The sequence below is a fragment of the Marinobacter bryozoorum genome (assembly GCF_023156245.1).
GTDB lineage: Bacteria > Pseudomonadota > Gammaproteobacteria > Pseudomonadales > Oleiphilaceae > Marinobacter > Marinobacter bryozoorum.
Map to the genome: position 1 here is coordinate 89,027 of NZ_JAKZAH010000003.1, position 13,257 is coordinate 102,283.

Genomic DNA, 13,257 nt, shown 5'->3' on the forward strand with positions numbered 1-13,257 from the left:
TACCTGTCGAACGATTTATGCCACCGGTGTACGCATGGTGACAAACTCCTCAGCCGATGTCGGGTGAATTCCGAGGGTGCTGTCGAAGTCTGCCTTGGTCGCACCACATTTCAGGGCCACGCCCAGGCCCTGGGTGATTTCACCGGCATCTGCGCCAACCATATGCGCGCCCAACACCCGGTCATCATCCGCGTCCACTACCAGTTTCATCAGGCTGCGTTCATCACGACCGCTGAGGGTATGTTTCATCGGCCGGAACTCGGAGCGGTAAATCACGACCCGGTGTCCGGCTTCCTTCGCTTCTGCTTCCGTCAGGCCCACGGTGCCGATATTCGGCTGGCAGAAAACCGCTGTCGGGATGTTGCGATAGTCCATCTCCCCCTGACCATCACCAAAGAGACGTCGGGAGAGCACCATCGCCTGGGCCAGTGCAACCGGAGTCAGTTGTGGTGTGCCAATGACGTCACCGAGCGCAGTGATGGAAGGCACGGCCGTCTGGAAATATTCGTCGACCTGGACATGGCCGCTGGTTGTGAATTCCACGCCCAGTGTTTCAAGGTTCAGGCCATCGGTCAGTGCCCGGCGTCCTGTAGCCGCCATCACCAGGCCCGTTTCCATCACACTGCCGTCCGACAGGGTCACTGCATATCCGCTGCCAGACTCTTCGACCGCAGTGATATTGCTGTTGAACCGCAGGCGAATGCCCTTTTTCTCCAGCTCGGTAACGAGGAAACGACGAACGTCGTCATCAAAGCCGCGAAGGAACAGTTCTCCCCGGTAAATCAGGGTGGTCTCTACCCCAAGACCGGCGAGAATGCCTGCAAACTCCACGGCGATATAACCACCGCCCCAGATGACCGCCTCGCGGGGCAACTGCGGCAGATAGAACATCTCGTTGGAAGAGAGCACCAGCTCACGCCCGGGCACATCGGGAATCGAAGGCCAGCTGCCGGTGGCTATGGTGATGCGGTCTGTGGTCAGTTCCCGGTCACCCACCACGACGGTGTTGGGATCACGCAACGACGCGGTTCCCTGGATAACCGTTACACCTGCACCCTCGAGCAGTTGACCGTAGATGCCGTTCAGTCGCTCGATCTCGGCGTTCTTGTTGGCGACCAGGGTGGGCCAGTCAAAGCGCACGTCGGAACGTGGCACCTGCCAGCCATACCCGGCTGCATCTTCCAGGTCTTCGCCGACATGGGCACCGTAGACAAACAGTTTCTTGGGTACGCAACCTACGTTGACACAGGTACCACCCAGGTACCGTGACTCGACTACCGCCACCCGCGCGCCCTGCTGGGCGGACATGCGGGCAAGGCGAACACCGCCGGAACCGGCGCCAATAACGATCAGATCATAATCCCGGGATTCAGACACGTGGACTCCTGTTCAACTTGATCAAAACAGACCGGTCAGCCGCCTGAAACCGACAGGATCAGGAGGCCTGGAAGCCAGCCTTCGTGGATGCAACGTCCCCATCCCTGAACAGTACAAAATCCTCATAGTCCCCCAACCGGATGGTACCCAGGCTACGGAACCCTTCCGATTCATAGAAAGGCAGGTAACGGCTATTGCCGGTATCCAGCACCAGGCCGCTACCTTGCGGGTTTTCCGAACACAGTGCCTCGACTGAGGCCAGCAAGCGGCGACCAAAACCGCGATTCTGGTATTTCGGGTGAACCCCCATCAGTGGCAACTGATAGGTGCCCTCTGTCGGCAACATGTTGCGGATCTTTTCATGGTAATCAAGGTAACGCCGGGTAGAAGCGAAGCCTGCAGTCAATACCATGCGCAGTCGCCAGCTAAGCTGTTCAGCAAGGTTAAGCCGCAGCTCGGGCGCACCTATAAATGCCACCGCCACCAGGGTCTCGTCTGCCATGACGCCGATGGCATCCTGGTTGAGTTCGAAATAGAGATTAAGCAATTCACGGATAGTTGCACGAACCCGTTTATCATACCCGGGCTTGCGATGATCGAACAGGTACTGAAAGGTGGGCTCGTGCCGGTACGCCTGGTAGAGAATCGACTTGGCCTCGTTAAAGGCGGTGTCGTCCAGCCGCACAATGGAAGGTTCCCGGGCGATCTTGTTATCGTTGTCTGCCGTTGTCATACCTTCTGCCATCGAAAGGCTCCCCTTCGGTTAGCGTTATGCCGCCGATAACGGCGTCTTTTCAGTTACTTTCCCTCATTAATCCTCAGATTGCCAGTGTCAGTCGCACAGACACGACACCCGGCGCGCCCCGCCGGTCCATGGCTGCCTGCTCGATCAGTATGCCGTGATCGCTGCTTAGTCCTTCAAGCCACTGGGCGACCTGGCCAAAAGGCACATCTTCAAGCCAGACCCGGATCGAATCGTCACCGCTGGGTTCAAAGCGCTGCAAATCGAGGCCGGCTTCCCGGGCAGTGCCGGTAACGGTCGCCATCAGCTCACGGCCATTCTCCGGCTTGTTGGCCGCACTGGTCCCGGTGGTACCGCCGTCGCTCAGACCCCGGATGACCTCCCGGTTCTGCTGCATCCATGCCAGCAATTCACTGGCATTGGTCCGGGCGCTTACGGCCTGGTCATGGTAGCTTGCCACCGGGCGCCAGATGGCAAAATAAACCAGTGCCAGCAACAACGCCACAACCATAAACTTGAGGGCCTGCTGATCCCGCCGTGGAAGCTGGTCATAGCGAGTGATGAGTCGTGTTACGGACGGGTTTTCCCTGAGTTTACGAAGCACGGTTAGCCCCCTGATACGGTAAGACGGGCGCGGGTACCGTCAGAATCGTTGACCACCGAACCAATACTCGCGTCCAGCCCCTGGTCGGCAATCCCTGAACGTAGCGCATTGAGCCGTTCGTAGCTGTCTGCGCGCACATCTACCACCAGCTCGCCCCGGGAACTGGTGTAATTAACCGAGTTGAACAGGACCGACTGACCACCTGTTAGCCGGCTGTATTGTTGCCCCGTGTGTTTCATTAACGGCAGGAAGCCGGCATCACCACCTTGCTGGCCCGCCACCCGGAGTTGTCCTTCGATAATCCGGCGAACGTTTCGGGGCGAAGCGCGCCGGTCATCCGGAAACGCCTGCCGGTATATTGCCATAGCCTGCTCTTCCAGGGCCGTAGCTTGTTGTTGATGGTAATAGCCCATTCCCAGCTTGGCACCGACCAACAGCACCAACCAGGCCGCAGCGATGGCTATTGCCGGTCGCCAGGCGGTCAGCGCACTGCCCCCGGCCTGGCCCGGCGCATAGCTGCCCTGGCACAGGTTGATGGGATCAGTTGCATGGTGATAGTGGGCACTGGCGAGCAGTTCAGTAATGTTCCCTTCCATAGGCTCGCGATGCACGCTCAGTCGGGACGTTCCGGCCAGGGCGGATAACGCAGGTTCGTTAGCGGCGAAGGCGGACTCGGTACCATAAACCACAACCTGCACCTCGGCTGCTACTTCGTCCGCCGAGGGAACGGCGAGGGTCTGGGCGAAGACCGCCAGGTTCTCTGCTTTCATGGTCATCCACTCGCCCCGCCGTGAGGCCAGCAAGGCGGCGTCTTCACCAAGGCAGATTGCCCAGTCATGCTCTTTCAGGGGTACCAGGGCTGCATCCGGGTAGATGGCTTCGAGCTCAATGCCTTCCCAGTCCAGAAAGCCTTCCCGCCACAAAGCCATGCGCTGCTGGTCGATGGCGGCGACGCGGTAGCCGTCTCCGGTTAGCCCGCCCAGGGCCAGGTGAACCGTATCGACGTCCTGGGCCAACTGCTCTTCAACCGCAAACGGTAAGGCCTGGCGGATAAACCGCGCCTGTTTGGCTGGAATATCCGCAAAACAGAACAGGGCCTCATCACCGGGGACCAGGCCGACCAGGCGCACGCCTTCAAGGGAGTTTCGACTGACCGCATCCTCGATGCTTTCCCTGCCCTCGGCCTGGCCACTGGCCTGCAGTTCGCCACTGGCGTCCAGCAGCACCCAGTCCAGTCTCAGCTCCCCGCCGGAAGGGGCCGGGCTGCCGGCCACCGGCCTTGCATAAAGGTGATATGACATGATGTGCGTCCTTGTTCTATTCCTCGGACACCCCGAAGGGCTCCTTGGTTATTCTGTGCTTCTGACCGGTATCGCGACGGACGACCGATAGCTCACCTTCGCTGTTGCGGTACATGGTGCTGACCAGGTTCACGACCCTGTCATTCCAGGTGATCCGGGAAACCACGTCGAAAAACTCTGACCGTACCTGTAACCCTTCCGGGCGCAGGCCCAACCCTGCGAACTCCGGCAAGCCGATAAAATCGCCCGTGGTCAGGAAACGCTCCTCCTGCCGGCGCTCGACCACAGCGTTGGCCTGGGCGTCGGTAATTTGCTGGTGCAGCGACCGGATAACCGGAACTGAAGCCATGTTAACATTGATGCCGGTGCCGGAAACCGGAAGTGCCGCAACATGTGGACGTAACAGCTGGTACGCCTCTTCAGTCATGCCCTCGATCAGCCGCAACTCGGTTACACTGGCGAACGGCTGATTGCCTGCCCGGTACGCCGGCTCCTTCATCAGGTACTGGCCATCTTCCGCGCCGTAGGCGGAGATGGGCTCTTCATCCGGGTCTACCCAGTCGACCAGGGCATCCACATGCACATCAGTAATGCCGAGGACCATTAAAAGGCGCGTCAGCCTTTCACGGGTTAACTGGTCAACGGTATCGGCCGGGCTCACCAGGTCGTTGAGGTTAATCCGGCCTGACAAGTCATCAACCTGCACTTCCGCCACACCCCCCTCATCCAGGGGTAGTATGGCGGCATAACGCCACCAGGTCTCGTCAGGGCTGTCCACCAGCTCGTTGTCCTCGCGGTCGGTTTTGAGATCCTGGAACAGCACCTGCTTGGCGAAGGCTTCCGCACCCAGTGCGACGTTATAGCCCTGGGTTTGGGCAAGGAAGTGGCCGGCACGAAAGACCCGGACCCCTTGCTGCTTGACCATGCCAGCCGCCATCATGACCACCAGCGCCATGGCAAGCAGGACCATGATGAGCGCCATGCCGCGCTGTTGACGAGCTGGCCTGCCCTGGTGACGGATACCCGGAACCACCACCCTCACGAGCCGCCCCCCTGGTTTTCAGGCGGAGCCAGCCCCTGCCCGGAGCCAGTCTCAGAACTGCCTGGGTCATCATCCTGATCATCCCCTTCTTCCTCATCAGCCAGGTTGCCCTGCGTGATGGCTGTCTGCACGGCCGCATAGTCAAAATCGGGCATAACGAACAGGCGCACCAGCTCGCCAAAGCGCTCATGCTCCAGGCTCACCTCCACGGCCATGGGCAGGGGTATCACTGGCGCGCCAGGCCCGCTGGGAATGCCCTGATTGGGCGGCGGCCAGTCGTCCTGCCAGTCCCGGTTCCGGTCCAGAAAACGTATGGAAAAATTCGTTACCCGGTCCAGCATAAGCTGGTCCCTGCTCTCATCTTCCTGGGCCTGGTCAAGTATGGTCCAGTATCGACGGCGAACTTCATCGCCGGTGAACTCCCAGGCGCTGCGCTGCAATTCGCTGCGCTGCTTGCCCAGGGGGTTGCGCCACCCCTGGCGGGTAACGGTCAATTCAAAGGACTCTCCGGCGGAGGTCAGCGCGGGCTCGTAATCGCCGTAGATATTCCGGACCGGTCGGCTGACCACCTGGCGCAGGTCCCGCTCGAGGAGAAGAAACGTCTTTTGCAGGCCGTCGAATTGCTCCGACACCTGGTCTACCCTATCCCGGGCGGTAACGATACTGGATAGCACCTGCCAGATACCAAGGCCAATTACGGCTGTAATGGAGACCGCAATCAGCACTTCCATAAGGGTGAAACCTGACTGTCGGCGCAGTACGGTCGGCAGGGCTACCCCGGTGGAGCCAGGGGAAACAGTCACAGGGTCTGCTCCGGATCCCGAATGAAGCCGGACAGGCTTTGCAGCTGAACCGGGTCACCCTGGCCGCGGTAGGTCTGTACCCGGATTTCTACCCGGCGCATGCTGTCCTCGTCGGTATCAGAAACCTCCGTAATGACGCGCCAGCGCCGGTCGGCATACTCCAGTTCTTCGCTGTTCTCGGATACGGATGGGAATGCCTCCTGAAGACGGATCTCGTTCATCCGGTTTCCGGCGATCCAGGAGGCGAACGTCAGGTCCCGGACCCGCTCATAACTGCTGAGGTACTGGCTGCCAACCTGGGATGCGGCGGTGGCTATCAGGCCGAAAACCATCAGCGCCACCAGCACCTCGATCAACGTAAATCCCTGTTGTCGCATCAGATGTCGTCCGTCTCCGATGGCGTTTGCAACTCAATGTCATCCAGCCCGTCGGCAATCAGCCGGTAGCGTCGCTCAGGCGAGGGTGTGGCCAGGAGTTCCAGCTCAAACGGGCTGGTTTCGCCGCTGGAATAAAACACGATATCGGGGCGTAGGCGGCCCTTTTCGTCTTCCCGGTCATCATTGCCCCGGGCCAGCCGGGGGAGGTCGTGTTCGCTGAACAGGGTCACACTCATCCATTCCGGGAAACGGCGGCCCTGGAAAAGACGCTCGCTTTGACTGCGCCATTCCTGCTCGAGTTCATCGTAGACCAGAAAGCGATAGCCCTGCTCGTCCACGACCAGGCCCAACTCTTCATTGTTGAGGATGGCCTGCTCCGAGGCGGTTTGCATCAACACGTAAAGCTCACGGATCTTGCTGTTCATCTCCCGCTGTTCGCTACCCCCGCCCAGGTTGACGATGGCCAGCGATGCCAGCAGGCCGACCAGTACCAGCACCACCAGGATCTCGATCATGGTGAAGCCGGCCTGCGCAGGCCGCCCGGGAGATAGCCCTGCCATTGAATCAGTCGAGGTCGTGAACGCTGATATCAGCTGCGTCACCTTCCCCACCTTCCTGGCCGTCAGATCCCAGTGAGTAAAGGTCATAGGCACCTTCGGCACCCGGGCTCTGGTACTCATAGGTGTTATCCCAGGGATCTTCGGGTACGCTCTTCAGATAACCATCAGGATTCCAGTTCTTGGGTTCCGGTGAACCGGTCGGGCGATTGACCAGCGCCTCGATGCCCTGCTGGGTGCTGGGGTAATGGCTGTTGTCCAGGCGGTAAAGGTCCAGGGCATTCGCAATGTTGCTCATCTGGGTCTTGGCGATGGTGACCTTGGCCTGGTCACTGCGGCCCATGATATTGGGGGCGACTACCGCCACCAGCAGGCCCAGAATGACCATGACCACCATAATCTCGATAAGGGTAAACCCTCGCTGGTTGCGTTGTTTCATCGTTGTACTCTCTTCCGTTGTGGTTTCAGGTTGCTTTGCAGTTCAGTCTCAGCTTTTGACAGCTTGTTTGTTGTTATCTCCGCCTGGCAGGAACCCCCTTGTGGTTCACCCCACCAGATTACTCATGTTCAGGATCGGCAACATAATGGCCAGCACAATAATAAGCACCACCACCCCCATTACCAGCAGCATCAGGGGTTCGAACAGACCGACCATGGCGGCAATCTTCGACTGCAGGGTGTTTTCCTGCATCCGCGCTGTGCGTTCCAGCATGCTGTCCAGTTCACCACTGGCCTCACCGGAGGCAATCATATGAAGCATCATCGGCGGAAAGTAACCGGTCTGCTCCAGGGCCTTGTTGAGGCTTCCCCCTTCCGAAACAGCCTGGGCAGCGTCCCGCAGCCGCGCACGGAGATGGTCGTTGCCCAGGACCTCACCGGCAATGCGCATGGCCTCCACCAGCGGCACACCGCTGGTTGTCAGGATACTGAGAGTGCTGGCATAGCGTGCGGTATTCACCCCGCGAACCATACCTTTCAGCAGGGGCATGTCCAGCAATGCCTTGTGAAAGCGTCGCCGGTTACCCTCGGATCGAAGCGAAAAACTGAAGGCAACTGCGCCAATGATCAGCGCGAGCAGCAACCAGATACCATAATTCGACAGGAAATCTGACGCGGACAACATGGCCCGGGTAAGTGCGGGTAACTCCTGGCCCTGCTTGACGAATACCTCAATGATATCCGGTACCACATAGGTCAACAGGAATACCACGATGGCGATGGCGACAACGCTCAGGATGATCGGGTAAATCGCAGCCAGCTGGATTTTCTGTCGGGCCTCCTGCCTTGCCTCGGTGTAGTCCGCCAGTCGGCTGAGCACCAGGTCCAGGTGCCCGGCGTGCTCGCCTGCGGCGACCGTGGACCGATAAAGGCGGGGGAACGCACGGGGAAACTCGCCGAGGCTATCCGCCAGGGTGTAGCCCTCCATGACCTTGGCCCGGATGGCTATCAGCATGCTCTTCATGGCCGGCTTCTCGGACTGCTGGGCCGCTGCCGAAAGGGCCTGCTCTATGGGAATGCCGGACTGGATCAGGGTTGAGAGTTGCCGGGTAACGAGGGCCAGGTCAGCCGCACCCAGGCTGCCCCGGCGACCGAAAGAGGAACCCTTGGCCTGTTTCTCGGTGGCAGGCTCCACCGCCAGCGGCGCCATTCCCTTTTCTCGAAGTTGCTGACGCACCGCCCTGGCGCTGTCCGCCTCGATAACGCCACTGGCCTGCTTGCCGCGCCGGTCGAGCGCCTTGTAGTCAAAGGCTGGCATCAACGGCTCCGGTGGGTCACACGGAGTACTTCTTCCACCGTGGTAACACCGTCAAGAATCTTCTGGACGCCATCGGCGTGGATGCTCGGGCCGGCCTCCCGGGCGACCTTTTCCAGGTCCAGTTCCCCTGCCCGCTTGTGAATCATGGAGCTCATGGCGTCGGTGATCTCCACCACCTCATAGATACCGATCCGCCCCTTATAGCCCAGGCTATTGCAGTGCTCGCAGCCGCGGGCCTTGTAAATGGTCGGAGGATGGGCCGGGTCGGCCTGGATAAATTCGCACTGTTCGGCCGAGGGTTCATAAGGCTCCCGGCAGTCCTGGCAGAGCACCCTGACCAGCCGCTGGGCCACCAGGCCCACAAGGCTGGAGGAAATCAGAAATGGTTCAATGCCCATATCCATGAGACGTGTGATCGCCCCCACCGCGGTATTGGTGTGCAGGGTGGAAAGCACCAGGTGACCTGTGAGACTAGCCTGGATGGCAATCTCGGCGGTTTCCAGGTCCCGGATCTCACCAATCATCACCACGTCCGGATCCTGGCGCAGAATGGCGCGCAGACCTCGGGCGAAGGTCATGTCTACCTTGGCGTTGACCTGAGTCTGGCCAATGCCCGGCAGGTTGTATTCGATGGGATCTTCGACGGTCAGGATGTTGCGGCTGCGATCGTTGATTTCCTGCAGGCCGGCATAGAGCGTCGTGGATTTACCGGAGCCCGTCGGCCCCGTGACCAGCAGAATGCCATAGGGACGCTTGACCATCTTGCGCAGCAAGGCCAGGTCACGGCCTTTCATGCCGAGGGATTCCAGCCGGATGTTACCGGCCTGCTTGTCCAGAAGGCGCAACACCACCCGCTCGCCACTGGCCGAGGGCATGGTGGATACCCGGATATCAACCTCACGGCCGGCCACCCGCAGCGCGATGCGACCATCCTGGGGGACCCGTTTCTCGGCGATATCCAGCTTGGCCATAACCTTGATCCGGGACACCAGCAGCGGTGCCAGGGCCCGTTTTGGCTGCACCACTTCCCTCAAGACGCCGTCCACCCGAAAGCGGACCACCAGGCGTTTCTCATAGGTTTCAATGTGAACGTCAGAGGCGCCGCTTTTCACGGCCTCGGTGAGAATGGCGTTGATCAGGCGGATAATCGGTGCGTCGTCTTCCTGTTCCAGCAGGTCTTCGGTTTCCGGTACCGACTCAGCCAGCGAAGCCAGGTCCATATCATCGCCAATGCCCTCCACCATCTGCATGGCCTCGGCGGAGTCGTTCTGGTAGGCATTGTTGAGTGCCTCATCAAATGCACCAGCCTCGATAGACTCGAAAGTGGCATGCCCCCCGCTGATACGGTTGGCTTCTGCCAGGGCACTGCGAGGGGCTCCGGGACGGACCAGGATCACGGGCTCACCGGTACCCTTACGGGTCAGGATGACACCATTACGCTTGGCGAACGTGAACGGAAGGCGTCCCAGCGGAGCATCCTGCGGCTGGATGTGCGTTTCAGTAGTCAAGGCAGTCCCCGTGTTTTGTTCAGAACCGACGTCAGGATTTGAGACCTGCCTCCCTGAGCATCGTTCCACTTATTATTCCCTGTAGGTGTGAAGGCTACCACAGGTTTTGGCGCCCCCTGAATAACTCAATACACTATAATCGGCAACAAGATGTTACATTGTGATGAGCGTTCAGGACCTCGGAAATTAAGGATAGCCATGCCTGCTCTCAGCGCCAGACTGCCCGCGATTACTGCACTGATACTCGCTGCTGCCATGGTGGCTACCCTGGCCTGGCAGGGTTATCGGTTCTGGGAGCAGGAACAGGCCCTGGATGGCCAGCCAACAACGGCCCAGCCGGCCCGTAACGCGACGCCTTCACAACAGCAACCACAGGTACCACTCGCCAGCATTGAAATGTTTGGCCGGGCGGACCCGGAAGCCCTTGCTGCCGACCAGGACACGGAAGACCTCCCCGAAACCAACCTCCGCCTTTTCCTGCGCGGGGTACTGGCAGGCACCGAGGACATGCCCGGCAGCGCCCTGGTTGAGGATGACAGAAACCGCACTGAGGTCTATATCATTGGTGATGAGCTTCCAGGGAATGCCAGGCTTCGCTCAGTGCATGCCAACCGCATCATCATTGAACGCAGCGGTAAACTGGAGAACCTGTACTTCCCCGAGACGGACGACTCCCGGGGCATGGAGCTGGCAGCCTTTGATAACGGAGCCCAGTCCAATGGCCAGCCCGACGCTGGCGGCGGAAACCAGGTCAGCGGTCAGTCCCGGGCCATGGCAACACCCCAGGCCACCGACGAACGTCGCCAGCAAATCCGCCAGCGGCTCGAAGAACTTCGTCAACGGCTGAAGGACCAATAACGTTGAGGTAACTCCATGGCAATCACGCGGCAGGCGGCCAGACGCAGTTTCCTGCTCATGGCCCTGCTGTTCGCCGCCGTTGCCACTGCGTTAGAGCTGGGCCCGGGCCTGCTGCAATATATTCAGCAGGAATACGGCCTGGAAGCCCGGGCCAGGCTGGAAAACTGGGAGCGACTCCACAAGCTTGCCGAACCCGCCCCCACCAGGCGCCAGGTACAACTGGTCAACTCCTTCTTCAACCGCACTCCGTTCGTCAGCGACCTGCAACACTGGGACCAGGAAGATTACTGGGCGACCCCGGTGGAAATGCTGGCCACCAATGGCGCCGACTGCGAAGATTTCTCCATCGCCAAATACCTCACCCTGCGATCACTCGGGGTACCGGATAACCAGCTTCGTATCGTCTACGTCAAAGCCCTGGAACTCAACCAGGCCCACATGGTCGTTGCCTGGTACCCGACGCCGGACGCTGACCCGCTCATTCTCGATAATCTAATCAACCAGATCCGCCCGGCTTCGCAAAGGGACGACCTGGAACCCGTCTACAGCTTCAACGGCGAAGGACTCTGGCGCATACGCGGCAACCGCACCAGGCGCTCCGGCGATGCCGAACAGCTGCGCCATTGGCGCTCGCTGCAGGATCGCCTCATCGACGTCTTGAAATAACCCGTTACTGCTAATGGACAACCCTTGCGCAGGTATAGAGTTTGGTTTACGTTAACGTAAACTGCAAAAGAACAAGACCATGGCCTCACCAGCGCACTACACCATCAGCGACCTGGCGCGGGAATTCGACATCACCACCCGCACCATCCGCTACTACGAAGAATCCGGCATGCTCAGTCCCATCCGGGACGGCCAGACCCGGCTGTACAGCGACGCCGACCGGGTCAAGCTCAAACTGATCCTTCGGGGCAAACGCCTGGGGTTCAGTCTTTCGGAATCCCGGGAGCTTATCGAAATGTACGACCCGGATTCTGATAACCGACATCAAATCAATGCGTTGTTATCCAAAATTCAGAAACGACGTGAACAGTTGGAAGCACAACTACACGACATCCGCCTGATGCAGGAAGAACTTGACGAAGCAGAGGCCAAGTGCCGTGAGGCCCTTGGTGCAACTCTAACAATCAACTAGCTCCCGATAACCAGAGGCACAAAAACAATGAGCCAGTACACCACCCTCAACTTCAACCACGGCGAAACCCTGGACACCCTCCGGGACCAGGTGCAGCGCTTCGCCCAGAACGAAATCGCCCCGGTCGCCGACAAGACCGACAGGGACAACCAGTTCCCCAATGACCTCTGGCCAAAACTCGGTGACATGGGTCTGCTGGGCATGACCGTCAGTGAAGAATATGGCGGCAGCAACATGGGCTACCTCGCCCACGTGATCGCCATGGAAGAGATCAGTCGCGCCAGCGCCAGCATCGGCCTCAGCTACGGGGCCCACTCCAACCTCTGTGTTAACCAGATCCACCGCAATGGCACCGACGCCCAGAAACAGAAATACCTGCCCAAACTGGTCAGTGGCGAACATATCGGGGCGCTCGCCATGAGCGAACCCAACGCCGGGTCCGACGTTGTCAGCATGAAACTGCGAGCCGACAAGAAAGGCGATCGCTATATCCTCAACGGCAGCAAGATGTGGATCACCAACGGCCCGGACGCTGACACCTATGTTATCTACGCCAAGACCGATCCCCAGGGTGGCCCCAGGGGTATCACCGCCTTCCTGGTGGAGCGCGACTGGAAAGGGTTCTCCCGCGGACCGAAGCTGGACAAGCTGGGCATGCGGGGCTCCAACACCTGCGAGCTGATCTTTGAAGACGTGGAAGTGCCGGAAGAGAACATCCTCGGCAAGGAAAACGAAGGGGTAAAGGTACTGATGTCCGGCCTGGACTACGAGCGCGTGGTGCTCTCAGGCGGCCCCACCGGAATCATGCTGGCCTGCCTTGACGTGGTCGTGCCCTACGTCCACGAGCGCAAGCAGTTCGACCAGCCCATCGGGGAGTTCCAGCTGATCCAGGGCAAACTCGCGGATATGTATACCGAACTGGCGGCCAGCCGCGCTTACCTGTATGCCGTGGCCCAGGCCTGCGACCGGGGTGAAACCACGCGCAAGGACGCCGCCGGTGCCATTCTCTACACCTCCGAGCGGGCCACCAAGATGGCCCTGGAAGCGATCCAGATCCTGGGCGGCAACGGCTATATCAATGACTACCCCACTGGTCGCCTGCTGCGGGACGCAAAACTCTACGAGATTGGCGCCGGCACCCAGGAAGTACGCCGCATGCTGATCGGTCGCGAACTGTTCAAGGAATCCAACTGA

At 59.8% G+C, this 13,257-nt stretch carries 15 protein-coding genes; 4 read left to right on the plus strand and 11 right to left on the minus strand.

What is annotated here, in order from left to right; genetic code table 11:
• Positions 1-15: 15 nt before the first annotated feature.
• From gorA to gspE, 11 genes are all read right to left on the minus strand, one after another.
• On the minus strand, positions 16-1,377 hold the full coding sequence (gene gorA, locus MLC59_RS02780) for a glutathione-disulfide reductase (RefSeq protein ID WP_248230683.1): 1,362 nt from the start codon (positions 1,375-1,377) through the stop codon (positions 16-18).
• A 58-nt stretch (positions 1,378-1,435) separates the two neighbouring features.
• Positions 1,436-2,122 carry a GNAT family N-acetyltransferase gene (locus tag MLC59_RS02785; RefSeq protein ID WP_248230684.1) on the minus strand — a complete coding sequence of 229 codons (687 nt, stop codon included), beginning with the start codon at positions 2,120-2,122 and terminating at the stop codon, positions 1,436-1,438.
• A 73-nt stretch (positions 2,123-2,195) separates the two neighbouring features.
• The gene (gene gspM / locus MLC59_RS02790; RefSeq protein ID WP_248230685.1) at positions 2,196-2,723 is read right to left on the minus strand and encodes a type II secretion system protein GspM; all 528 of its coding nucleotides are present in this window, start codon (positions 2,721-2,723) and stop codon (positions 2,196-2,198) included.
• Positions 2,724-2,725: 2 nt separating this feature from the next.
• Positions 2,726-4,024, minus strand: a complete 1,299-nt coding sequence (gene gspL, locus MLC59_RS02795; RefSeq protein WP_248230686.1) for a type II secretion system protein GspL — start codon at positions 4,022-4,024, stop codon at positions 2,726-2,728.
• A 16-nt stretch (positions 4,025-4,040) separates the two neighbouring features.
• Positions 4,041-5,066, minus strand: a complete 1,026-nt coding sequence (gspK, locus tag MLC59_RS02800) for a type II secretion system minor pseudopilin GspK (protein WP_248230687.1) — start codon at positions 5,064-5,066, stop codon at positions 4,041-4,043.
• Positions 5,063-5,869: a type II secretion system minor pseudopilin GspJ gene (gene gspJ, locus MLC59_RS02805; RefSeq protein WP_248230688.1), complete on the minus strand. Its 807-nt coding sequence runs from the start codon at positions 5,867-5,869 to the stop codon at positions 5,063-5,065. The genes gspK and gspJ overlap by 4 nt, the downstream gene beginning before the upstream one ends.
• A complete protein-coding gene (gene gspI, locus MLC59_RS02810) occupies positions 5,866-6,246 on the minus strand; it encodes a type II secretion system minor pseudopilin GspI (protein WP_345799742.1) in 381 nt (126 codons plus the stop codon). The genes gspJ and gspI overlap by 4 nt, the downstream gene beginning before the upstream one ends.
• A complete protein-coding gene (gspH, locus tag MLC59_RS02815; protein ID WP_282450817.1) occupies positions 6,246-6,806 on the minus strand; it encodes a type II secretion system minor pseudopilin GspH in 561 nt (186 codons plus the stop codon). The genes gspI and gspH overlap by 1 nt, the downstream gene beginning before the upstream one ends.
• Before the next feature lie 4 nt (positions 6,807-6,810).
• Entirely contained in the window at positions 6,811-7,242 is a 432-nt protein-coding gene (gene gspG, locus MLC59_RS02820; RefSeq protein ID WP_248230690.1) for a type II secretion system major pseudopilin GspG, read from the minus strand.
• 105 nt (positions 7,243-7,347) lie between these two features.
• Positions 7,348-8,559: a type II secretion system inner membrane protein GspF gene (gene gspF / locus MLC59_RS02825; protein WP_248230691.1), complete on the minus strand. Its 1,212-nt coding sequence runs from the start codon at positions 8,557-8,559 to the stop codon at positions 7,348-7,350.
• The gene (gspE, locus tag MLC59_RS02830) at positions 8,559-10,067 is read right to left on the minus strand and encodes a type II secretion system ATPase GspE (protein WP_282450818.1); all 1,509 of its coding nucleotides are present in this window, start codon (positions 10,065-10,067) and stop codon (positions 8,559-8,561) included. Before gspE ends, gspF begins: the two co-directional genes overlap by 1 nt.
• A 198-nt stretch (positions 10,068-10,265) precedes the next feature.
• Between gspE and MLC59_RS02835 the strand changes: the two genes are divergently transcribed.
• From MLC59_RS02835 to MLC59_RS02850, 4 genes are all read left to right on the plus strand, one after another.
• On the plus strand, positions 10,266-10,925 hold the full coding sequence (locus MLC59_RS02835; protein WP_248230692.1) for a type II secretion system protein N: 660 nt from the start codon (positions 10,266-10,268) through the stop codon (positions 10,923-10,925).
• Between the two features lie 15 nt (positions 10,926-10,940).
• Positions 10,941-11,591, plus strand: a complete 651-nt coding sequence (locus tag MLC59_RS02840; protein ID WP_248230693.1) for a transglutaminase-like cysteine peptidase — start codon at positions 10,941-10,943, stop codon at positions 11,589-11,591.
• Positions 11,592-11,670: 79 nt separating this feature from the next.
• On the plus strand, positions 11,671-12,063 hold the full coding sequence (locus MLC59_RS02845; RefSeq protein ID WP_248230694.1) for a MerR family transcriptional regulator: 393 nt from the start codon (positions 11,671-11,673) through the stop codon (positions 12,061-12,063).
• Positions 12,064-12,090: 27 nt separating this feature from the next.
• Positions 12,091-13,257 carry an isovaleryl-CoA dehydrogenase gene (locus MLC59_RS02850; RefSeq protein ID WP_248230695.1) on the plus strand — a complete coding sequence of 389 codons (1,167 nt, stop codon included), beginning with the start codon at positions 12,091-12,093 and terminating at the stop codon, positions 13,255-13,257.

Bases quoted from the DNA above. Each gene is read 5' to 3' on its own strand.
- gspI (WP_345799742.1), bottom strand. From the start codon at position 6,246: ATGCGACAACAGGGATTTACGTTGATCGAGGTGCTGGTGGCGCTGATG.
- gspG (WP_248230690.1), bottom strand. From the start codon at position 7,242: ATGAAACAACGCAACCAGCGAGGGTTTACCCTTATCGAGATTATGGTG.
- MLC59_RS02840 (WP_248230693.1), top strand. From the start codon at position 10,941: ATGGCAATCACGCGGCAGGCGGCCAGACGCAGTTTCCTGCTCATGGCC.
- MLC59_RS02785 (WP_248230684.1), bottom strand. From the start codon at position 2,122: ATGGCAGAAGGTATGACAACGGCAGACAACGATAACAAGATCGCCCGG.
- MLC59_RS02835 (WP_248230692.1), top strand. From the start codon at position 10,266: ATGCCTGCTCTCAGCGCCAGACTGCCCGCGATTACTGCACTGATACTC.
- gspL (WP_248230686.1), bottom strand. From the start codon at position 4,024: ATGTCATATCACCTTTATGCAAGGCCGGTGGCCGGCAGCCCGGCCCCT.
- MLC59_RS02850 (WP_248230695.1), top strand. From the start codon at position 12,091: ATGAGCCAGTACACCACCCTCAACTTCAACCACGGCGAAACCCTGGAC.
- MLC59_RS02845 (WP_248230694.1), top strand. From the start codon at position 11,671: ATGGCCTCACCAGCGCACTACACCATCAGCGACCTGGCGCGGGAATTC.
- gspF (WP_248230691.1), bottom strand. From the start codon at position 8,559: ATGCCAGCCTTTGACTACAAGGCGCTCGACCGGCGCGGCAAGCAGGCC.
- gspH (WP_282450817.1), bottom strand. From the start codon at position 6,806: ATGGCAGGGCTATCTCCCGGGCGGCCTGCGCAGGCCGGCTTCACCATG.